This is a genomic window from Paraburkholderia sp. ZP32-5 (assembly GCF_021390495.1).
Classification (GTDB): domain Bacteria; phylum Pseudomonadota; class Gammaproteobacteria; order Burkholderiales; family Burkholderiaceae; genus Paraburkholderia.
This window is the reverse complement of record NZ_JAJEJP010000003.1, coordinates 584,843-606,462: the sequence shown is the minus strand read 5'-3', so window position 1 is coordinate 606,462 and position 21,620 is coordinate 584,843. Positions and strand designations below refer to the sequence as shown.

At 63.5% G+C, this 21,620-nt stretch carries 17 protein-coding genes; 4 read left to right on the top strand and 13 right to left on the bottom strand.

Annotated elements, in window-relative coordinates:
- Positions 1–64 precede the first annotated feature (64 nt).
- From L0U82_RS35190 to tehA, 4 genes are read left to right on the top strand one after another with little or no spacing between them, the layout of a single operon-like run.
- A complete protein-coding gene (locus tag L0U82_RS35190) occupies positions 65–682 on the top strand; it encodes an isochorismatase family protein (protein WP_233838263.1) in 618 nt (205 codons plus the stop codon).
- Positions 679–2,175 carry a GMC family oxidoreductase gene (locus L0U82_RS35185; RefSeq protein ID WP_233838259.1) on the top strand — a complete coding sequence of 499 codons (1,497 nt, stop codon included), beginning with the start codon at positions 679–681 and terminating at the stop codon, positions 2,173–2,175. The genes L0U82_RS35190 and L0U82_RS35185 overlap by 4 nt, the downstream gene beginning before the upstream one ends.
- A 9-nt stretch (positions 2,176–2,184) precedes the next feature.
- A complete protein-coding gene (locus L0U82_RS35180) occupies positions 2,185–3,123 on the top strand; it encodes an alpha/beta hydrolase fold domain-containing protein (RefSeq protein WP_233838257.1) in 939 nt (312 codons plus the stop codon).
- Positions 3,120–4,109 (top strand): dicarboxylate transporter/tellurite-resistance protein TehA, encoded by a 990-nt coding sequence (tehA, locus tag L0U82_RS35175; RefSeq protein ID WP_233838255.1) that lies wholly within the window; start codon positions 3,120–3,122, stop codon positions 4,107–4,109. The genes L0U82_RS35180 and tehA overlap by 4 nt, the downstream gene beginning before the upstream one ends.
- Positions 4,110–4,196: 87 nt before the next feature.
- Here the strand turns inward: tehA and L0U82_RS35170 are convergent, their stop codons facing one another.
- From L0U82_RS35170 to L0U82_RS35110, 13 genes are all read right to left on the bottom strand, one after another.
- Positions 4,197–5,420 (bottom strand): fimbrial protein, encoded by a 1,224-nt coding sequence (locus L0U82_RS35170; RefSeq protein ID WP_233838253.1) that lies wholly within the window; start codon positions 5,418–5,420, stop codon positions 4,197–4,199.
- 120 nt (positions 5,421–5,540) lie between these two features.
- Entirely contained in the window at positions 5,541–6,746 is a 1,206-nt protein-coding gene (locus L0U82_RS35165; RefSeq protein WP_233838251.1) for a fimbrial protein, read from the bottom strand.
- On the bottom strand, positions 6,734–9,253 hold the full coding sequence (locus L0U82_RS35160; RefSeq protein WP_233839336.1) for a fimbria/pilus outer membrane usher protein: 2,520 nt from the start codon (positions 9,251–9,253) through the stop codon (positions 6,734–6,736). The genes L0U82_RS35165 and L0U82_RS35160 overlap by 13 nt, the downstream gene beginning before the upstream one ends.
- 187 nt (positions 9,254–9,440) lie before the next feature.
- Positions 9,441–10,127 carry a fimbria/pilus periplasmic chaperone gene (locus tag L0U82_RS35155; protein ID WP_326489789.1) on the bottom strand — a complete coding sequence of 229 codons (687 nt, stop codon included), beginning with the start codon at positions 10,125–10,127 and terminating at the stop codon, positions 9,441–9,443.
- A gap of 164 nt (positions 10,128–10,291) precedes the next feature.
- On the bottom strand, positions 10,292–10,843 hold the full coding sequence (locus tag L0U82_RS35150; RefSeq protein ID WP_233838249.1) for a fimbrial protein: 552 nt from the start codon (positions 10,841–10,843) through the stop codon (positions 10,292–10,294).
- Between the two features lie 585 nt (positions 10,844–11,428).
- Positions 11,429–12,058, bottom strand: coding sequence for a 3-isopropylmalate dehydratase small subunit (leuD, locus tag L0U82_RS35145; protein WP_233838245.1), 630 nt, complete (start codon positions 12,056–12,058; stop codon positions 11,429–11,431).
- Positions 12,059–12,087: 29 nt separating this feature from the next.
- Positions 12,088–13,509: a 3-isopropylmalate dehydratase large subunit gene (locus tag L0U82_RS35140; RefSeq protein ID WP_233838244.1), complete on the bottom strand. Its 1,422-nt coding sequence runs from the start codon at positions 13,507–13,509 to the stop codon at positions 12,088–12,090.
- Positions 13,506–14,795: an MFS transporter gene (locus L0U82_RS35135; protein ID WP_233838242.1), complete on the bottom strand. Its 1,290-nt coding sequence runs from the start codon at positions 14,793–14,795 to the stop codon at positions 13,506–13,508. Before L0U82_RS35135 ends, L0U82_RS35140 begins: the two co-directional genes overlap by 4 nt.
- Positions 14,796–14,910: 115 nt before the next feature.
- A complete protein-coding gene (locus tag L0U82_RS35130; protein WP_233838240.1) occupies positions 14,911–16,158 on the bottom strand; it encodes an NAD(P)/FAD-dependent oxidoreductase in 1,248 nt (415 codons plus the stop codon).
- Between the two features lie 189 nt (positions 16,159–16,347).
- Positions 16,348–17,436 (bottom strand): porin, encoded by a 1,089-nt coding sequence (locus L0U82_RS35125; protein WP_233838238.1) that lies wholly within the window; start codon positions 17,434–17,436, stop codon positions 16,348–16,350.
- 526 nt (positions 17,437–17,962) lie between these two features.
- On the bottom strand, positions 17,963–18,697 hold the full coding sequence (locus L0U82_RS35120; RefSeq protein WP_233838236.1) for an enoyl-CoA hydratase/isomerase family protein: 735 nt from the start codon (positions 18,695–18,697) through the stop codon (positions 17,963–17,965).
- Positions 18,684–21,116 (bottom strand): xanthine dehydrogenase family protein molybdopterin-binding subunit, encoded by a 2,433-nt coding sequence (locus tag L0U82_RS35115; protein WP_233838234.1) that lies wholly within the window; start codon positions 21,114–21,116, stop codon positions 18,684–18,686. Before L0U82_RS35115 ends, L0U82_RS35120 begins: the two co-directional genes overlap by 14 nt.
- A complete protein-coding gene (locus tag L0U82_RS35110; RefSeq protein WP_233838233.1) occupies positions 21,113–21,613 on the bottom strand; it encodes a (2Fe-2S)-binding protein in 501 nt (166 codons plus the stop codon). Before L0U82_RS35110 ends, L0U82_RS35115 begins: the two co-directional genes overlap by 4 nt.
- Positions 21,614–21,620: the final 7 nt, after the last annotated feature.

The window sequence follows — 21,620 nt, the reverse complement described above, 5'->3', positions numbered from 1 at the left end:
GCGACGCCTTGTTTCGCGCAGCCAGACGTCTAAGCTCCGTTTTGTGCAACCCAAGGAGATGACGATGAATGCCCCAGTGAGAACGCGCATGACCCGCGACAACACCGCCGTGCTGCTGATCGATCACCAGGTCGGTCTGTTTACCGGCGTGCGCGATATCGGTGTCGGTGAACTGAAGCACAACGTGGTCGGCCTCGCAAAAGCCGCACAGGCACTCGGTCTACCCGTGATCGCGGTGACCACCGCGCGCGACAGCATGTGGGGGCCGACGATCCCCGAATTGCGCGCAGCGCTCGGCGATGCCGAGATCCTCGATCGCTCGACGGTCAACGCATGGGACGAACCGCGCTTCGTCGACAAGGTAAAAGCGGCCGGCCGCGATCATCTGATCATCGCGGGCCTGAGCTTCGAAGTGTGCGCATCGCTGCCGGCAATCTCTGCGCGCGACGAAGGTTATCAACCGATCGTCGCGCTCGATGCGTGCGGCACCTTCAGCGCGTACAAGCACGAAGCGGGACTCGCGCGCCTGACCGCGCTCGGCATCGAAGTGTCCGACTACGCGACGCTGATGGTCGAGATCATGGCCGACAACGCAGACCCGAAAGCACTCGACGTGTATGCCGCGCTCGACATGCCGTTCGCCACGCTGATGGGCCAGGTTGCCGCGGGGTTCGCGCGATGAGCGACGCCTACGACATCGTGATCGTCGGCGGCGGCTCGGCGGGCGCAGTGCTCGCCAACCGCCTCAGCGACGAACCGGCGCGCCGCGTGCTGCTGCTCGAAGCGGGCAACGCGTATCGGCCGAACCTGTTTCCCGAAGTACTGTGGAACGCCGATCACGCCGGTGGCGACGCGGCGCACGACTGGGGCTATCGCGGCCAGGTTGCCGCGGGCGGCGTGACGATTGCGGCACTGCGCGCGAAGGCGCTTGGCGGATGCTCGTCGGTCAATGCGGCGGTCGCGATGCGCGCGCGCCCCGCCGACTTCGCGAAGTGGAGCGCACGCGGACTCGAAGGCTGGAGCTTCGACGACGTGCTCGGCTGCTTCAAATCGATCGAGAACACGCCGGACGGCGACGATCGCTATCGCGGCCGTCACGGTCCGCTGCCGGTGCGCCAGCGACGCCGCAACGAACTGACGCCGGCGGTCAATGGCTTCGTCGACGGCGCGCTCGAATGCGGCTTCGCCTTTGTGGAAGACTTCAACGGCGACGAACAGGCAGGCGTGTCGCCGTATCCGCTCAATGTGATTTCCGGACGCCGTATCAATACCGGTATCGCGTTTCTCGACGACGCGGTGCGCGCGCGCCCCAATCTGACGATCAAGGGCAACGTCGAAATCGACCGCGTACTGTTCGACCACGGACGCGCGGCCGGCGTCATCGATGCGAACGGCGACACGTATCGCGCGCGCACCGTGATCCTGTCGGCAGGCGCGTTCGGCAGTCCCGCGATCCTGATGCGCTCGGGTATCGGACCTTCGGCGCATCTGCGTGAGCTGGATATTCCGCTCGTCGCCGATCTGCCGGTCGGAGAACGGTTGCAGGATCATCCGTTCTACTACAACGTGTATGCGTTGAAGCCCGGCGTCAACGGGATGTTTCCGGCGGCGGGCGCGATCCTGTGGGCGGCTTCGTCCGAGGCGACGCCCGGCGACCTCGATCTGCATGTGTCGGCCACCCATCTGTTCGACCCGGCGCTGTCGCCGACCGGCGGCGCACTGGTGCTCGCGGCCTCGGTCACGCAACCCGAATCGGTCGGCTATGTGCGCTTGCAGGATCGCGATCCACGCAGCGCGCCGCGTATCGTCTATAACTTTCTAACGACCGCGCGCGATCGTCGCAGGATGGTCGAGTGCGTGAAGATTGCGCGCGGTATCGGCCGGTCGAAGGCGTTTTCTGCTGTGGTCGCCGAAGAAATGACGCCGGGCGCCAGGGTGCCGGATACCGCGCTCGAAGCGGTGATTCTCGCCAATCTCGACGCGTACGCGCATCCGACCTCGACCGCGCCGATGGGCAAGGATGGCGTGGTCGACAGCGAAGGCCGCGTGCACGGCGTCGATGGGTTGATGGTCGTCGACGCATCGATCATGCCCGGCATTCCGAGCGCGCCGACCAATCTGACGACGATGATGATCGCCGAGCACATCGCGGCTCGCGTATTCGCCGCACCGTAAGGGGACGCTATGACCACGCAAGATAGCCTCGCGCATCAGGTGTTTCCGCTGTCGGCCGCCGACCGCAATGCGCTACCCGCGCTGCACGACATGTTCCGGCGCTTCTGGTCGGCACCGCTCGTGAAAACCGCACCGCGTATTGCCTACGACGCATTCTTCGCAACGACGCCGCCGAGCGCCGACGTGTCGCTGCATCCGTCGACCGATGCCGCGCTGCCGGGCTGGATCTGCGCGCCCACGAGTCCGATCGACGGTGAAGCATTGCTGTTTCTGCACGGCGGCGCGTACATGATGGGCACCGCGCCCGCGTATCGCGGACTGGTCAGCCAGATCGCGGCGCGCACACGGCGCACGACGTATATCCTCGAATATCCGCTCGCGCCTGAATCAGCGCTGCCTGTTGCGATCGATCGAGCGGTCGACGCTGTTGCGCGGCTGCGCGAATACAACGGGAAAGTCGGCCTGATCGGCGATTCGGCGGGCGGCGGCCTGACGCTTTCGACACTCGCCGCGCTCTCCACGCTCGCGCAAAGCGGCAACGTGTCGGCTGCCGTCGTATTTTCGCCGTGGGCCGACCTGACGCTCAGTGGCGCGAGCATGCGCGAGCGCGCATCATTGGAACTGCTGCTCGACGAGACGGCTTTGCGCGCGGCGGCGCGCGGCTACATCGGCAACGCAGCGGCGGACGATCCGCGCGCTTCTCCGCTGCTGGCGATCCCCGAGCATCTGCCGCCGCTGCTGATTCAGGTCGGCGCCAACGAGATTCTTTACGACGATGCATTGCGCTACGCGCACCATGCTCATGCGCGCGGCCACGACGTGACGTTGCAGGAGTGGGCCGGCATGCATCACGTGTTTCAGCAGAACGTCGAGCAGCTGGAAGCGGCACGGCATGCGCTCGATCTCGCCGCCGAGTTTCTGCACCGTCAGATGGGGAGTCGAACATGACATCGGCACGCACCCTTCCCGCGTCGTTTTTCGGCATCGTGCTGGGTCTCGTCGGACTCGGCGGCAACTGGCGCGGCGCAGTACGTTTGTGGGGCGCGCCGCCCGTCATCGGCGAAACGATCATGGCCGTGGCCGCCACGGTGTGGGCGCTGCTGCTGATCGGCTATGCGCTCAAGTGGCTCGGCCAGCGCGATGAGGCCGTGGGGGAATCGCAGCATCCGGTGCAATGCTGCTTCATCGGCCTCGTGCCCGCGACGACCGCGCTGATGGCCGTCGTGCTCGCGCCGTACGCGCATGGTCTCGCGATGGCGGCGCTATGGATCGGCGGGCTCGCGCACGTGATCTTCAGCGTGTGGCGCGTCGGCGTGATGATGCAAGGCGGCCGCGATATCGGCACGCTGACGCCGGTGGTTTATCTGCCGTCGGTGGCGGGCAACTTCATCGTCGCGATTGCGGCGGGCACGCTGGGCCATCCGTCGTATGGTGTGCTGTTCCTCGGCGCGGGAATATTCGCGTGGCTCGCGATGGAGTCGATCATCGTGCATCGAATGTTTCATGCGACACCGCTGCCCGCACCGCTGCGTCCGACGCTCGGTATCAATCTCGCGCCGCCGGTAGTCGCGGTGTCCGCGTGGCTCGCCAATACGCACGGCACACCGGATCTGCTCGTGCAGGCCACCTGGGGTTATGGCCTGTTTCAGTTGCTGCTGCTGATTCGCCTGCTGCCGTGGATCATGAAGCAGCCGTTTGCGCCGTCTTACTGGGCCTTCACCTTCGGTCTCACTGCGCTTTCAGGCGACGGCATTCAGATGACGTTGCGTGGAGTGACGGGCGCGATCGTCGATCTGACGCCGGGGCTTTTCGTCGTGACTAATGTTGCGCTTGCGGCGATTGTCGTTGGTACGGTCGTGCGTCTCGCGCAGGGTAAGTTGTTGCCGGCGCCGCAGGCTGCCACTGCCGCCGCCGTGACGAAGCCTGCCGCTTAAGCGGAATTGCGGCATCGACCCGATTGTCGATGCCGCGAAGCGGTTGTTCAATGACGGCCAGTAAAGACGTCGGCCACAAAACCCAGCCTACTGATAGCTCAGCGTGAGTTGCAGCACGGCATTCGCGCTGCCGGGCGTCACGCTCGCCGCGGTCTGGTAGTAATTTGCTGTCAGCGGAATCGTGTAAGAGCCGCCCGTCGCCGTGTTGTAGCTCGATAGCGTGTATTGCGTGTTGTATTTGAGCACGGCCTGGTTGCCATCTTTCAACTGGATGCCAATGCCGGTGGCGCTCGAATCGCTCGACAATGCGATCACGCCGTTGGTCGGATCGAGCACCGCGTTGACCGGAATGAACTGGTACTGGATTTTGTTGAATCCGCTCGGGCAGTTGTTGAATGCGACGTTGAACTTCGTCGGGTTAGGGTTCAACGGCGACCCGATGCCCGTGAACTCCGACAGCGGGTGCGAACCGAGGTCGACGCTCACGTCTGGAGTTGAACAGGCTTGCACCGATACCGCCGGTGCCGATCCCATCAGATAGTTCCACATAAACGTCGAGCCAGACGTGTTTGAGATAGCGGTCGAGGTTCCGACTTTAACGACACCACTCACGTTGGTGGCCACCGTGGCCTTAAATATCGTGCCAAGGTTATTGACGGTGCCGGCTGTGATGTCGCCAATCTTCACGAGTGCCACCTCAACGAGCCCCGTATATCGATAATTGAACCCGCCACCTGACCCGACGCACAGGGTGCCTGTCCATCCACTGATATTCTTCGCAGCAAGATCCTGGTAACTCGTGCTGCACGAGCCACCGCTTGCATTCACGGCGACCGCGATGCCAACGCCGGCGAGATTCGTGTTCCACACCGTCACAGACGTACCGTTGGTCGGTTCCGCGACCTTTATTCCCGATGGCGTTACCAGGCTGGACGGCTGGAATACCATATTGGCGGTTGATGAACTATCGACGAAACAGTTGAACGTCAAATTCCCCGTGTTGAATGTTTGCCATTTGCCCAACACCGTACCGTTCGGCTCGGTGGGCGCTGCCGTAACCGGCGGCAGCGTTACCGTGGTCGAGCCGGCATCACCCCCCGTCACTTTAATCGGCGTGCAAGTGGTGGTGGCGTGCGCTGCGTGCGAGGCGAAACCGCACACGAGCAACATGGCGATCACCAGTTGGTGCCATCTGCTGCGCCCACCACCCACGAGCGTCCTTAGCATCGTCATGACGTACTTCACATTCCCGTTGTCGAACATGGTCGTTTTCCCCGCGCGCATTGCGCGTTCGTGTGCTAGTTCCGGCATGTCGCCTCTGCGTCGGTCCAGCGCTGCCGGTCATGCCTGTAACGTCAAAGGGCGTTGTTGCGATAACGGCTCGCATCAGCAAAAAAGCACGCGCGCTATAGCTGCGACGACGAGACAGGTCTACTGATAGTTCATCAGGAAGTTCAGCACCACATTCGCGCTGCCGGGCGTCACACTCGCCGCGGTCTGGTAGTAAGCCGCCGTCAATGGAATCGTGTACGAGCCGCCTGTTGCCTTGTTGTAGCTCGATAGCGTGTATTTCGCGTTGTATTTGAGCGCGGCGCCGCTGCCGTCTTTCAGTTGGATGCCGATGCCGGTGGCGGTCGAATCGCTCGACAACGCGAGTACGCCGTTGGTCGAATCGAGCACCGTGTTGATCGGATCGAACTCGTACTGGATTGTCGTGAGTCCGGCCGGACACGCGTTAACCGCGACGTTGAAACTCTTCGGGATCTTCGTCGCCGAACCGATGCCCGTGAATTCCGACTGCTGGTGTGAACCCAGGTCGACGGTCACGTTCGGTGTTGTGCATGCTGAGACGGAAATGGTCGTCGGTGACAACGAAAACAGTTTCTGGGCGGTGGTTGACGAGAACGTATAGTTTGAACCGGAGCTTGTCTGCCACACTCCGGAGGCTTGGAACAGCGTGCCCCCGGGGAAGATGCCAGCCGTGATCGGACCAGTCTTCACAAGCGCCACCTGCGCCAGACCGCCATTGGCGACCGCAGAACCGTTCTGATTGCACGCAGTCCCAACCCAAGGGGAATTTGGGAAGAAGCCGTTTATACCACCCAGGTCATCCCATGATTTATTGCTGCAGCCATTGACCAATGGATTGACGACGACCGCAATGCCGATACCGGGCGTTGTCGTATTCCAGACCGTCAAAGTACCGTGCGAAGGATTAACAACGGTCAGGCTGGTCTTCGTTAACGTCGACGCCGCACTGAAAGCGGTACCCGTGAATACGGATCCTGAAACCTGGCAGTTGTAGTACGTATTCAGAGCTGTGTTCGCCCAACTGGTCAGCACTGTGCCGATCGGTGCGTCGCGCGACACCGTGATCGCCGCATCCATAGGGACCGGAACGGTCTGCGTGCCGACTGGACTGCAACTTGCACTCTGCGCGTGGGCGGCATGCGAGCCAAAGCCGAGCCCGCACACGATCAGCACCATGAACCACGCCGGGAGCCGGCTCGCGGCGCAGCGGCGCATGAATCTCATCAGCCTCATCGGTATTCCCGTATCGTGTTTCGTTCCGACGGCGGCCTCGGCCGGTGCCACGCATGGCACACCCGCGCGATAACCGTTGATCACTTCCCGCATACCGCCTCCGCGCTAGTCCAGGCCTGCTTGTCATCGCGCGCCGCCGCCGGCAGCGTGTACGACAGCGTGCAACGCTCCGCCGCCGTGTCGCCCCAACTCACGTTGAGCGTGCCCGTATCGGTCTTCACACCGCGCAGCACGATGCGGCCTTCCTGCGCGACGGTCCCCACATTCTGTCCGGCGGCATTCGTCACCGACGCGCCGAACGGCACCGGCTCGCCGTTGCCGTCGCGCACGCGCATGATCACCGCGCGGCCGCCGCCTTCGGTTTCGAACTTGACGCGCACCACCGCGCCGGCCGTCGGCGCGACGTGCTGCGCGGACGAGTTCAGCTCGACGCTCATCGGCAGGCCCTTCGGATCGATCTCGATCTCGTTGGTCGAGAACGGCTGCAGGCTCGACACGAGCGCATGGCCGAACGGATCGATACGCAGGCCGCTGCCGGCCGTCACGCGCGCGCCGCCCGCGCCCTTCGCCTCGACGATCGCCAGTGTGTCGCCCATCGTCGGCGTCAACACGACACCGCCGCCGTAGGCGACCATGCCTCCCGAGATACCGCCGCCGTATTGCGTGAAGCCGGTGCCCTTCGATGCGTTCGCTGTGACCGTCGCGTACGGCGACAGATACGACAGGTTGCCGCCGATATTGGTCGTCGAGTTCGCACCACCGTTGCTTGCATAGCCGACGTTGACGCCATAGCTCAGTGCATTGTCGACGCCGAGCGAGCCGCTCAACGACTGCTGGATCGACGTCGAGCCGGTCGAATCGCGCTGTACGCTCGTCGACGAATAAAGCGCGTGCTCGCCGAGGTTCAGCGGAATCGACACGTTCAGCATGATCCGGTTATCCCAGCGGCTTTGCGTCAGATCGAACTGGCGCGACACCGACACGCCGTAATTGATGCGCCGGAAGTTGTTGTTGTAGCCGGCCTGAAACTGCGTATCGCTGCCGCCGCGATTCCAGTAGTTGACCGTCGATCCCGACAGATAGAACGAGCCATAGCCCTGCGGCAGCCCCTGATTCAACGTGACCTGAAACTGCCCGCGCCGGATACCGCCCGACAGCAACGCGTTCGGGCCGCCGCTATTCGGCGCGCGCAATTGCATCGCATCCTGCAGGCCCAGATAGCCGCTGCTCGAATAGCGATACGCGGCCACCGCGATATTGGTGTTGGTCGGGCTGATCAGCTTGCTGTAGCCGAGCTTCACACTCTGGCCGTGGCGCGACGCCTGTCCCGGCAGATCGGTGTTCGCCTGCGTGACGTCGAGGCTGAATGCGCCAACTTCGGTATTCAGCGCCGCGCCGATCACGCCGGCCAGATAGCCCTGCGCGGCAGTGATGCCGCCATAGCCGGTAATCAGATTCGTGAAGCCATGCTGGACCGTCGACTGGAACAGCACCGGCTTGCCTGATATCAGCGGATTGCGATATTCGCCCGCGGTCACGCTGTAATGCGTAACGCCGGGCCGCAGCGAATTCACCGCCGATGCATACGGCACGCTGAACGTTTCCACGCTGCCGTCAGCGGCCGTCACGGTGACGTTCAGGTCACCGCCGTAACCGGTCGGATAGAGATCGTTGATCTCGAACGGACCGGTCGCGACGTTGGCCGTATAGATGATGTTGCCGTTCTGGCGCACCTGCACCAGCGAATTGCTGCGCGCGATGCCGCGGATCGTCGGCGCGTAGCCGCGCTGCGACTCCGGATACATGCGCTCGTCGCTCGAGAGCTGCACGCCGCGAAAACCGACGCTGTCGAACATCGTGCCGTCGGTGAACGCATCGCCGATCACGAGCTGGCTCTTCAGCTTCGCAATCGAGCGCTGCAGGTTGGTCTGCACGCTCTGATAGTGCGTGCCGCCATGCGTGTCGTACGTCAGGTTGCCGTTGTGCCGGAACCGCCACGGGCCGAAGTTCAGGCCCGCCGTCAAGCCGACGAAGGCCTGCGTCGACGACGAGCCTTCGCTGTCGGCGCGATAGACGTTCGCGTTGTACTGCAGCAGCGCGGCCGGCACGCCATTGTCCCAATAGCGCGGATCGACGTAACCGCGCGCGTCGCGGCTCAGCGACGCCTGCGGCACGCTGATGTCGAGCCGCTGCTCGCTGTTGTCGAACGTTGCGCTCGCATCGGGCACCAGCGCGTCGAGCGTGACGCAGGCGTTGGCCGCGCCCGTCAGCTTCGCCGTTGCCTCCGGCGACAGCTTCGCGAGATCCACGCCGATGTGTTCCACCAACTCGCGATCGAAACACGGCCGCACGTCGTTCGGGTTGCTGCCCACCTGCTTCAGCGTGATCTCGGAGCGGCCGAGCCAGTTCGTGTTCACATACAGATCGGCGCGATACGTGCCCGGCGCCGCCTGGTTGCCCTTGCCGAAGCGGCTCACGTCGATGTGCGTGCCGCCCGGACGCTGCAGGAACAGGTCGTTGAACTGGACCTCCGCTACCTGCGTTTCTCCCGTCGTTCCCGCCGCGGAGGCAGCCGACGCAAAACACACGAGTGCGAGCATGCAGCACGGACGCAGACGCGCCTGCACGGCCAACGGCAATAAGAAAGTGCGTTGAATCACGATAGGCAGCCAGAACGTGAGCAAGCCGACGCTCTGCCCAGAACGGGCATCACGGGTCTTGCGTCAGGGATTTGAGAGGGAAGCGCGCGGATGCGCGTCCCACGAGGAAACCGCTGTCAGCCGCGCATCATTTCGATGCGGACGCGGTGGCGGATCCCAAGGTGGCTTCACCGCTGACCGAGCCACCGTAGTCGTTCAGCCACAGGTATTGAACCTTCGCATCGGGTGCATCGGCGACTTCGCCCTTCAGAGGAAACGTGGCCGTTTCTCCAGGGCCGACCATGCCGCCGTCGTCGAAGATCGCGGTCTTGCCGGCCGCGTGCACGCTGATTTCCGTCATCGATACATGAAACGCGGTCGGGTTGCGCACCTCGATGGCGGACTGCTGGCCGGTTCGCGTCACACGCCACGTCAGTTGAGCCGGCGCTGCCTCGGGCGTGCCTTGCAGATGATCGGGCCGGAAAAACAGCTTGATTCGCGAGCGGAACGCGAGTTGCAGATGGTTCGCATCGCCCCCGTCGGCGCCGGGTTTCGGCGGCACTTCGAGCACGTCGAGCCAGAATACCGACTCGCGATCCTTCGGCAGCGGCTCGCCGGTATAAACGATGCGCAAGGTCTGCGAGCGCGACGGATCGATACGCGAGATCGGCGGCGTCACGGTGAACGGCACGCTGATATTCGACGGCGCACCATGCGCGTCACCCGCATCGACCCACGACTGCGCGAGCGCGGGCGAGCGGCCTTCGTTCGACAGCTTCAATGTGACTTCAGGCTCGCCGGCGTTGTAGATCACACGCGTCGCGCCGATAACCACCGAAGCCTCCGCGGACACGGGGGAACAGGCCAGCCACGCAGCGCACGCCGCGGCCACTGCGATTCCGAATGCTTTCCAGACCATCATGGGAGCCTTGAAACAATATCGAATGCACGTGCAAGGCGAGGCGGATATCGATCCGCCCGCCTCGCGCTCAGGTGGGATTACTGATAGATCAGCGTGTACATGACGCTCGAATTCGCCACGCCGGCGGTTGCCGCACCGGTGGCGACGTACACCGCGTTGTACTTCAGCGTCGCCGTTCCGTCCGCGGCGATCGCCACGGCCTTCGAATTCTGCGACGCGTCAGCGGCACCGAGTACGATCGGCGAGTCGTCAGCGTTGTTCTCGATGCCGAGTTCGACGTTCGTCGCGCCGCCGGCCGCGACGATCAGGTTGCCGGTTGCCGTGTCGACCGTCGGGCCAGGTTCGAAATAGGTGTGCACGTTGCCCGAAGCGGGTGTGCACGCCGTCAGCGCAACGTCGAATTCCTTACGGAATGCCCTTTGACCGGCGGCAGCCAAAGCGCTCGTCGACACGGGCAGCAGCGTCACCGTGAAGTTGTTCGAGCCGCTGCCGTTGCCGTTGATCGTGCAGGTCTGCGCGGTCACCTGGCCGTTAATCGTGATCGTACCGTCGGCGGCGAAGGCGAATTGGGAGGTCATCGCGGCGCTCGTCAGGATCGCGGCGGAAATCAGTTTGGTTTTCGAAATCATAGGTCTCAATGAATCAGGAGGAAGATGAGGTCTGCGACTTCCGTTACATCCATGTCGTCGCCCGATGTCCTACGCCGATCTCGAGAACGCTCAGCGTGTATGCGGTTGCTTTCTGTTCGATTTGTGCAGGACAGGTCGAAGATTAATAAGCCCAGCAATGCGCGTTGCGAACAATTGAAACATTCGATGTGACGGGCGCCGCTGTCGAATGGCTACGTGGACGGTTTTACAAAATCGGGGGGAATTGGCGATTTGGCGGGCGACGCTTCGGTGGCCTGCGGGCGGTGCGTGGAGGCTGCGGCGGGGTATTGCTGCGGGTCGGCTACGCGCTCAGGTGTCAAGCGGCTCGGCTATCGGGATCAGGCTGTTGGGGAATTGCAACATCCGATGCGGTGTTGCTTCATCGGACTCTTGCCCGCGACGACGGCGCCAATGGCCGTCGTGCTCGCGCGCTACGCGAATGGGCCGGTGATGGTGGCGTCGCGAATCGATGGAATCAAGTTCACGTGTGTGAACTTCGGCGTATGGCGCGGGGGCGCCATGTCGAGGGGCGATTCAGTTGATGACACTGAGCACACGAAATACCTACCCCCCCACCTTCCCCACATAAGCCCAAGGCCGACGCCGCGCATCGCTTTCACGAAACGCCTCGATCCGCTCCGCGAGCCCCAATGTCAGATCGATTTCATCAAGCCCTTCGAGCAGCATCTGCCGCAACAGCGCGGGCGTGCTGAACGCAAACGTCTCGCCGCCAGGCGCCGTCACCTGCTCGCTGACCAGATCGACACAGACCTCGGCCTGCCCACCCGACGCTTCGACCTGCGCGACGATCAACTGAAGCGCATCGACTTCGAGCCGCACCGGCAGCAAACCGTTGCGAAAGCAATTGCCAAAGAAAATTTCGCCGAAGCTCGGTGCGATGACCGCGCGAAAACCGGCTTGACGCAGCGCGCGCGGCGCCTCTTCACGCGACGACCCGCAGCCGAAATTGCGCTCCGCCAGCATGATCCGCGCGTCGCTCCACGGCGCGCGATTCAGAATGAACTCCGGGTTCGGCGTGCCGTCTGCAAGCAGCCGCCAATCCGCGAACAACGCTTCGCCGAGCCCGGCCGTCGTGGTGCGCAACAGAAAGCGGGTGGGAATGATCTGGTCGGTGTCGATATTGATGCGCATCAGCGGCACTGCGCCCGCGCTAAGCCTGTCGAACGATTCCATAAGTCTTTCTATGTAGAGACCGAGATTGATCAGCGCCGGCGCGCATCGGCGATATGGCCAGCCAGCGCCGACGCTGCCACCGTAGCCGGACTCGCCAGATGCGTGCGCGTGCGCGGCCCCTGGCGTCCCTCGAAATTGCGGTTGGTCGTGCTGATCACGCGCTTGTCGGCGAGGCGGTCCGCGCCGCCGGTCGCGCACATCGCGCAGCCCGATTCCAGCCATTCGAAGCCCGCGTCGCGGAATACCTGATCGAGGCCCAGCGCCTCGGCGGCGCGCTTGACCGGCGTCGAGCCCGGCACGCAGATCGCCAGCACGCCGGGCGCCACCTTGTGCCCCGCGAGCACTTCCGCGGCAGCCTGCAAATCGGACAGCCGCGCATTCGTGCACGAGCCGATATAGGCGACGTCGATCGGGATGCTATCGAGCCGCGTGCCCGGACGCAGACGCTGATAGTCGAGCGCGCGCTCCAGCAACTGGCGCGCGCCGGGGTCGTCGAACTGCTCGGCACCGGGCACTTGCGCATCGATCGCGGCGACCTGCTGCGGACTCGTGCCCCACGTGACCTGCGGCGCGATCGTCGACACGTCGATCTCGAACTCGACGTCGAAGCTCGCGCCGGGGTCGCCCGGCAAGGTTCGCCAGTAACGCAGCGCGTCGTCCCACGCCTCGCCCCGCGGCGCGAATTCGCGTCCGGCCAGATACGCGTAGGTCAGCTCGTCCGGCGCGACGAACGCATAGCGCGCGGAAAACTCGGTCGCCATATTGCACAGCGTGAAGCGACCTTCGACCGGCATCGAACGAATCGTCGAGCCGGCGAACTCCACCGCATAGCCGATACCGCCGTTCGCGCCCAGGCGGCCGACCAGATGCAGCGCGAGATCCTTCGCATAGACGCCCGGCGCCAGCTCGCCTTCGAACAGAATGCGCATCGTGCGCGGCTTCACCTGCCGCAGCGTCTGGGTCGCCAATACATGCACGCCTTCGCTCGAACCAATGCCCCAACCGAGCGAACCCACGCCGCCCACGGTACAGGTATGGCTATCGGCGCACACCAGCGTGACGCCGGGCAGCGCGAGCCCCAGTTCGGGCGAGATCACATGCACAATGCCCTGGCGTGGATCGCCGATCGGAAAGGTGGTGAGGCCGAAGCGCCGCGACGCGTCGAGCGTCTCGCCGATCATCGCCGTCGCCACCGCATTGCGGCCTTCGCCCGGCTTGCGCTCGGGGCGGATGCTGACGACGTGATCGTTGACGGTATAGACCTGCTCGGGGCTGGCCACGCCGCGCCCCTGCTGCTGCAACTCGCGCAGCGCGACGCCGCCCGACACTTCGTGCAGGAACAGGCGATCGACCTGCAGCAGATACGTGTTGTCGCCGAGGTCGGCGATCACGTGATCGTCCCAGACCTTTTCGAAAAAGCTGCGGGGACGATCGCTTTGCATAGTGCTCATGATGTGCTTCCGGAACCGGCGACCACCCCCGTGAACGTCGAGCGCGCCAGCAACAGCGACGCGGCGAGCCCGAGCAGCGAGCCGGCTATCACGTAGTAAGCGGGCGCCAGCAGATCGTTCATCGAATGGATCAGCCAGGTCAGCATGAACGGCGTGAAGCCGCCGAAAATCGTCGAGCTGACGTTATAGGTAATGGACATGGCCGTCGCGCGAATCGCGGTCGGAAAGATCTCGGCCAACGCGGTCGAGATCGGCCCAAGACAAGCGGCGGACAGGATGCTGAAAACGATCTCGGCCGACAGCAGACGTTCGAAACTCGGCGCATGCACGACCCACGCGAACAGCGGATACGTGCACACGAGAATCGACAGATAACCCGCGGTCATCACGTTGGTGCGGCCGAAACGGTCCGACAGCGCGCCACACACGACGCACATGATCATGCGTACCGGCCCGGCGATCACGATGGCGAGAAACGGCAGACTTGGCGACAGCTTCAGATATTGCACGCCATAGGCCGGCATGAACACGGCCAGAGTGAATTGCAGCACGGTGATACCGCCGACCAGCCCGCCGGCGATCAACAGGGGCTTCCAGTATTGCCGCAATGTGCTGCCCAACGGCTCGCGTCGCGCGCGCTCCCGTACGGCCCTGAATGCCGCGGGCTCTTCGAGACCGTGCCGCAGATACCAGCCGACCGGGCCGATCAGCAAGCCAGCCAGGATCGGCAGCCGCCATCCCCATGCATCGAGTTGTTCGGCGCTCAGATAGCGTGTCACCGCGAAGCCGGCCACCGAGGCGAGAAACCCGGCCACGGCCTGCGTGAACATCTGGAAGCTGCCGTACAGTCCGGCGCGGTTGGGCGGCGCCTGCTCGAACAGCATCGCGGTCGCGCTGCCGAACTCGCCGCCCGCGGAGATCCCTTGCAGAATGCGCGCAAACACCAGCAGCAACGATGCGGCGACGCCGATGCTCGCGTAATCGGGCGACAGCCCGACGATCGCGGTGGCCACCGTCATCATCCCCAGCACCAGGATCAACGCCGGCTTACGCCCGGCCCGGTCCGCGTAAATGCCCAGCAGAATGCCGCCGAGCGGACGCGCGACGAACGACACGCCGAACGTGGCGGCGGCCATCAGATACGGTGTCGTTGCATTGCCGGACGGGAAGAAGTGATGCGCGATGATCGCCAGCAGAAAGCCGAAGGCGATGAAGTCGTACCACTCCATCGCGTTGCCGATGGTCGTGGCAACGATGAATCTGGCGTCTTGTTTGAGCGTATTCATGGTGTCTCGCGGATGTTTTTTATCGTTGTCTGTCTCAGGCAGCGTGCACGGGTGATGAGCGGGTGATGTCGCTGCGTGCCCTGATCGCGCCAGGCGGCGCGATCAGGGTGCTGAATCAGTTGGCCGGCCCCGCCGCCGGAATCCATGACTTTAACGGAACACTGGCATCGCAGAGCTTTTCCGGCAATAGTTCGAGCCCGCGATTGACGAGTTGCCGCGCGGCCAGATGGTCGATGGGCACATTCACCGTCTCGACCGCGATCAGTTCATCGTTCACGTAGTGCAGCAACGACCACTTCCCGCTGGTTTCGTCGCCGCGCACAAAGCGCTGCGCTTCCGGATGGATCAGACCGGCGATCTGAATTCGCAACCCACCCTGTTCGGACCAGAACCACGGCGTCGCATCATAAGGCTGCGGTTTGCCGATCAGCGTGGCGACCGCGCAGCGCGCCTGGTCGGAGGCGTTCTGCACGGCTTCGAGCCGCACGCGCCGCTCGGTGCCGGCGAGCGGAAACGACGTGCAATCGCCGACGGCCAGGATGTGCGGATCGCTGGTGCGCATGCATGCATCGACAACGATACCGTTGTCGCACGCAAGGCCCGCCTGCTCGGCCAGCGTGGTCTCAGGCTCGCCGCCAATGCCGATCAACACCATATCGGCCTCGTGCACGGTGCCGTCCGATTCCCGCACCGCCGTTACGTTGCCGTCGGCGTCCGATTCGATCTGCTCGACGCGCGCGCCGAGCCGGATGTCGATCCCATTCGCGCGATGCTGCCGCAACAGGAAGCCCGCCATTTCGGGCGATAGTGCGCGCATCAGAAGATGCGGCGCGTATTCCAGCACAACGACCTGCTTGGCGAGCGCATTTGCCGTCGCCGCGACTTCGAGGCCGATAAAGCCACCACCGATCACGACAAGCCGCCTGGCTTCACTCAGATGCGTACGCAACGCCTCCGCGTTATTCGCATCGCGCAGGTAGTACACGCCCTTCGCGTCGGCGCTGACGCCGGCAAGGCGTCGCGGCCGCGAACCGGTCGCGAGAATCAACTCGTCGTAATCGAGCGTGCGTCCCGAAGCCAGCGTGACACGCCGGGCCTGCCGGTCGAGCGACGTCGCCGCATCGCCCAGATGCAGCGCGATAGCGTGGTCGGTATAGAAAGCAGCGGGACGGATAGACGAGATCCGCGCGTCAGGCGTTTGTAAAAACGCCTTCGATAACGGCGGACGATGATAGGGAATCGCGGTTTCGGCACCGACTATCGTGATGTCAGCCGCAAAACCGCCTTGCCTTGCTTCGACGAGGCTGCCGCAAATCTGTGCGGCGGCATGGCCCGCGCCGATGATGAGAACACGTTTCGTCACTGAAAACCAATCCTTGGACACGATTGAAACAACGGGAGTATATGAGCAATGTACTCTCCTGTTCCACTCGCTTTGCGTTCGCGCGCCGACATCGCTGATCCGTCATACCGTCGAAACGGCTGGATCAAACGACGGCGGCGCGCGAAACACAACGTCAAAACACACACAAAGCGCGACTACCAGGCACAATCAGAAGCGCGTGCGCAGACCGAGCGCGACACCCAATTGATCGGTGCCGTTCGGCGCTTCGATTCGCGTCGCACCACTCATGCGGTTGTAATCGACCGTCGCGTACACCGAGGTCCGGTTCGAGAAATAGTATTCAGCGAGACCCACCAGCGTGTAACGCCGGCCGTCGCCCGCATCGCCCGGTTTCCCGAGCACGTTGGACGCCCAGTCGTAATAGCCCGCGAAGCTGAACTTGATTTTCGGCGTCGCCGCGTACGTCGCGCCGAGCACCATCGCATTGTCCTTACGCGGATTGCTCGTCGAAGGCGACGGTGCGCTGCCGGTCAGGAACGCCTCGACGCTGCCGGTCTGGTCGTTGCTGTTGTAGTAGCCGAGGAAGAATTCGGCGCCGGTGTACTGATAGCGCAATTGCACGTTGTAGCTGGTCTGCCGCAGGTTCGATGCATTCTCCGACTGCACGTAACCCGCCTGGATACCGAACGGCGCCGGACCATACGCGAATGCGACGCTGCGTAGCGAGCCGGTACTGAACGAACCTGCAACGCCGCCGAAGCTATACGCCGCGCGAGCGATCAACTGACCGCGCGTATACGTGTACATGGCCATATTGTTGCCGCCATGCAGCGTATTCGAGAACGCGACCGGTACCCACTCGTTTTGCAGATAGTTGCCGACCGTCAACGGGTCCCAGCCATCGATCAGGAACTCGTAGGTCGGGTTGTTCTGCTGGCCGAACGACAACAAACCGTAGGTCGTGCTGCCGATACCGACCGACGCATACCGGTTGAACAACACGCCCGACGAAGACGACGCGCCGTTGGGCAGGTTAAACCCTGACTCCAACTTGAACTGTGCGTACATACCGCCGCCCAGATCTTCTCTTCCGCGCAAACCCCAGCGGCTTTGCGAAATCGCACCGTTGGCCAGAGAGAATTGCGAATCGTCGTTCTTATTCGCCCCCGTCAGATAACGCAGAGCGGCGTCCGCGACACCATATAGCGTGACGGATGACTGCGCATGGGCCGCACCAGCTACCATTCCCATTGCGAGCATGCCGGTAATGCGTAACTTATTTGTTCCGAACTTCATCTATTCCCCTCCTCTTCTTGTTGACGTATTGCTTTTGATCGAGACGAATTGCTTTCTTCGGTAATGTCCGCGCGCGGCGGCCGACACGTGCCGCGCGTTCACGCGTCGCGTTTTCGGGTGCGATGAATTGTCTTGTGGGCCGTCACGCGTGGCCTGTCAGCCCCGCGGTTCATTGCCGCCGACCAGGCCCGTTCATGTTCTATTCATGTACCACTGCACTCTAGAGCGCTAAATTTGCACACACAAACGAATTGCGCATATGTCTGCATGAAGGTACTTTATGAATCCATCCGCTCTACGAAGTGACAAAACGTGCTGGCCGGCTCGCAGCATCGGGTGTTCGTGCAATTGCCGCGCAATTGCCATGTAGTCGTCGCAATCGCGCTCGCGCGCTAATCGCCTTCATATTCGGGTAAATCTTTATCAAGCAGCCACGCGCGTGCGCCGTCATCAAAAAGTAATGACGTACGCGTGAATGCTCTATTCGCTCTATTGACTGCCCATTCGTCCGCCGGGCAGCGCCTGGTTATTTTTGAAAACGTGTCGACAATGCGGTGGCCAACAGATGCTGGGCAAAGCCGCTGACCGCCGCGTCCGGCATTTGAGGCGCGAGTTGCAGGAACTGCTTGATCGCCCGCAGCGTCACCGCGCTGTTTTTTGCCAGTACCTCGGTAAGCTGATCCGCTTGCGCATCCAGTTCATCGGCGGGCACCACCGCGCTCACGAGTCCGGCTTGCAGCGCGTCCCGCGCGTCGATCCGAATGCGGCTCAGCACCATATAGGCGAGCGTTTTGTACGGTACGCGCGCGAGCAGCGCGGACATCACCAGTGCCGGCGGAATATCGCGCTCCATCTCGGGAATCTGGAACGTCGCATCGGCAGCCGCGAGCGTCACGTCGCACACGCCGGCGAGCGCGCAACCCACGCCGAGCGCCTGGCCGCGCACCACGCCCAGCACCGGAACGGGCGTGGCCTTCAGCGCGTCGTATAGCGCAAGCGGCGGCGCCGCGACGACCCGGCGCAACGTTTCGGCAGACGGCTGCGCATCCGCGGCCGGCATCGGCGACTCGCGGCCCGCGCAAAAGTCGGCGCCACGGCTGCGCAGCCGCACCAATTTTGTCGATTCGTCGAGCCCGGCAAGCGCCTCGATGATCGTGTCGCTCATCGCCGCGCTGAGCACATTGCGTTGGTCCGGACGGTTCAGCACGATATCCAGCACATCGCCGGTACGTTCGATCACTACGGCATCAGACTGCGTCATCGTGCTGTTCCTCGCTATGCAGGTATTCCCAGATCACGCGCGGTGTCGCCGGCATCGCCAGCTCCGCGCGGTGCCGATCCACCGCGCCCGCTGCATCGAAATCATCGAGCGCATCAACCAGTGCATTGAAAACCGTGGCGGTCGCCGGCGTAATGCCGCTTTCTCCACCGCCCTTCACCCGCAACGGATTGCCGGTGGTCGGGTCTTCCGTCAGCTCGAGCTGCAACGGCGGCATACCCGCGGCGCGCATCACGCCGTAGTCCATGAACGAACCGGTCATCAGCTGACCGGTTTCGCGGTCGACGTAGCAGGTCTCCGACAGCGCCTGGCCGAGCCCTTGCGCGAGCCCGCCGTGCACTTGGCCCTCGACGATCAGCGGATTGATCGGCTGGCCGACATCGTCGATCGATGTGTAGTTCACGACCGTGGTCGCGCCCGTGTCGGGATCGACTTCGATTTCGCACACCGCCGAACCGGTTGGATGCGCGGGAATGCGGCCGGTGAATTCGGCCCGTGCAAAGAGAGGCGCGGGTGTTTCATCAGACGACGCCGACAGCTTGTCATCGAGTTGCGCGCAAGCCGGCACCGCGTTATCGGTCAGCGCTCGCGCGAGGTCGAATAGCGTGACGCGACGCGTACCGCCAGCCTCGTTCGTGCTGAATGCACCGTCGACGAATTGCAGCGAAGCGGGATCGCAATCGAACCGTTGCGCGGCGGCCTCGCGCGCGAGTCCGATAATCTGCGTGCAGCAGTCGACCAGCAGCATGCCGCCGAGCCGCATCGTGCGATCGGAATGACTGCCGCCGCCCACGGCGACGAAAGCCGTATCACCGGTACGCAGACGGATCGCGCCAGGCGATACCCCGAGGCAAGTAGACACAACCTGCGCGAACGTCGTTTCGTGGCCTTGCCCGGTCGACTGCGTACCCGACACGATATCGACGATGCCATCGGGCAACACCGTGATCTCGATCCGCTCGCGCGGCGCGCCCACCGGCGACTCGACATAGTTGGCGAGGCCGATACCGCGCAGCTTGCCGCGCGAGCGCGCTTCACGCCGGCGCGTTTCGAAGTCGTGCCAGCCGGATACCTCGACGGCCCGCATCATGTTGTCGAGAAACCGGCCGCTGTCATACGTGAGCCCCATCACGGTGCGATACGGCAACGCATCGTGCGCGATCAGATTGCGGCGGCGAATCTCGATACGGTCCAGCCCGAGCGCCTGCGCGGCGAGGTCCAGCATGCGCTCCATCACGTGCGTCGCTTCCGGCCGGCCCGCACCGCGATACGGCACCGTCGGCACCGTATTGGTCAACACCGCGCTCACATGCACGGCGGCCACCGGCACGTGATACACGGTGGTCATCACGCGCGTGCCGTTCGACATCGGCACATACGACACCGTATGCGCACCGACATTGCCGAACCATTCGTTGTCGATGGCGAGAATCCGGCCTTCGCGATCGAAGCCGATCGAAGCGCGAATGATCGCGTCGCGCCCCTGATAGTCAGAGAGAAACGCTTCGCTACGGTCGCCGGTCCATTTGACCGGCCGGCCGACCGCGCGCGCGGCCCACACCACCGCCAGTTGCTCCACGTAGAGAAAGGTACGCGGGCCGAAGCCGCCGCCGGTATCGGGGCAAACCACCCGGACTTGTTGCGGCGCCACCTGCAGCGCCTGCGCGAGCGCCATCTTCAGACGCACCGCGCCCTGGCTTCCGGAGATCAGCGTGTACGTGCCGCTCGCCTCGTCATAGTCGCCGAGCGCGGCACGCGGCTCCATCTGGCAATTGACGACGCGGCTATGGCGAAACTCGCGAGTGAGCACCAGGTGTGCATCCGCGAGCCTGCGGCGCGCTTCGTCGCGATCGCCGATCTGCGTCTGAAAGCACAGATTGCCCGGTGCTTCCTTCCATAGTGACGGTGCGTCCGGCTGCATTGCATCGATCGCGTCGACCACCGCGTCGAGCGCGTCGTAATCGACTTCGATCAGCTCTGCCGCGTTGCGCGCTTCGAGCTTCGTGCGCGCGATCACCATCGCGACCGCTTCGCCGACGTAGCGCACCTTGTCGATCGGCAGCGGCAGATGTCCGATATTGAGCACCTCGCCGGTGCTCGACTGCAGGAACGCCGGACGCGCATGTTCGATCGCATCGGCCGGGTTCGGCACATGATTGATGCCTTGGTAACCCGCTTGCAGATAATCGGCGCCGGTCAGCACCGCGATCACGCCGGGTGCGCGGCGGGCCGCGTCGGTATCGATCGACACGAGCGTCGCATGCGCGTGCGGCGAACGCAGAAACGCCGCATACACCTGGCCGTCGACACGGATATCGTCGGTATAGCGGCCACGTCCCGTCACGAAGCGCTGGTCCTCCAGGCGCGGCAACGGCTGTCCGATTAGCGGCGCGCGGCTCACGGCTGCGCTTCCCTGACGGTGCCATCATCATCGGGATACAGCTCGTGTGACGCGTGACGCACCGCCTCGATGATGTTGATATAGCCCGTACATCGGCAAATATTGCCTTCGAGCCCATGACAGATGCTGTCGCGATCGAGCGGCGCTGGCTCGCGCAGATAGAAGTCGATCGCCATGATCATGCCGGGCGTGCAAAAGCCGCACTGAAGCCCATGACATTGAACGAATGCCTTCTGCACTGGATGCAACTTGTCGCCTCGGGCGAGCCCTTCGACCGTCTTCACCTCGCCGCCGCTCGCCTGCGCGGCGAGCACTGTGCAGGATTTGACCGCGAGACCATCGAGGCGCACGGTGCACGCACCGCACTGAGTCGTATCGCAGCCGACATGCGTGCCGGTCAGCCCGAGCGTTTCGCGCAGGAATTCGACCAGCAGCGTCTCGTCGGGCACGCTCTCGCGTACCTGCTGACCGTTGACCCGAAGTTCGACGTCGATCATCTGCGTG

Bases quoted from the DNA above. Each gene is read 5' to 3' on its own strand.
- L0U82_RS35135 (WP_233838242.1), bottom strand. From the start codon at position 14,795: ATGAATACGCTCAAACAAGACGCCAGATTCATCGTTGCCACGACCATC.
- L0U82_RS35180 (WP_233838257.1), top strand. From the start codon at position 2,185: ATGACCACGCAAGATAGCCTCGCGCATCAGGTGTTTCCGCTGTCGGCC.
- L0U82_RS35170 (WP_233838253.1), bottom strand. From the start codon at position 5,420: ATGCCGGAACTAGCACACGAACGCGCAATGCGCGCGGGGAAAACGACC.
- L0U82_RS35125 (WP_233838238.1), bottom strand. From the start codon at position 17,436: ATGAAGTTCGGAACAAATAAGTTACGCATTACCGGCATGCTCGCAATG.
- L0U82_RS35140 (WP_233838244.1), bottom strand. From the start codon at position 13,509: ATGAGCACTATGCAAAGCGATCGTCCCCGCAGCTTTTTCGAAAAGGTC.
- L0U82_RS35150 (WP_233838249.1), bottom strand. From the start codon at position 10,843: ATGATTTCGAAAACCAAACTGATTTCCGCCGCGATCCTGACGAGCGCC.
- L0U82_RS35165 (WP_233838251.1), bottom strand. From the start codon at position 6,746: ATGCGGGAAGTGATCAACGGTTATCGCGCGGGTGTGCCATGCGTGGCA.
- L0U82_RS35120 (WP_233838236.1), bottom strand. From the start codon at position 18,697: ATGACGCAGTCTGATGCCGTAGTGATCGAACGTACCGGCGATGTGCTG.
- L0U82_RS35190 (WP_233838263.1), top strand. From the start codon at position 65: ATGAATGCCCCAGTGAGAACGCGCATGACCCGCGACAACACCGCCGTG.
- L0U82_RS35185 (WP_233838259.1), top strand. From the start codon at position 679: ATGAGCGACGCCTACGACATCGTGATCGTCGGCGGCGGCTCGGCGGGC.
- L0U82_RS35160 (WP_233839336.1), bottom strand. From the start codon at position 9,253: ATGCTCGCACTCGTGTGTTTTGCGTCGGCTGCCTCCGCGGCGGGAACG.
- L0U82_RS35110 (WP_233838233.1), bottom strand. From the start codon at position 21,613: ATGATCGACGTCGAACTTCGGGTCAACGGTCAGCAGGTACGCGAGAGC.
- tehA (WP_233838255.1), top strand. From the start codon at position 3,120: ATGACATCGGCACGCACCCTTCCCGCGTCGTTTTTCGGCATCGTGCTG.
- leuD (WP_233838245.1), bottom strand. From the start codon at position 12,058: ATGGAATCGTTCGACAGGCTTAGCGCGGGCGCAGTGCCGCTGATGCGC.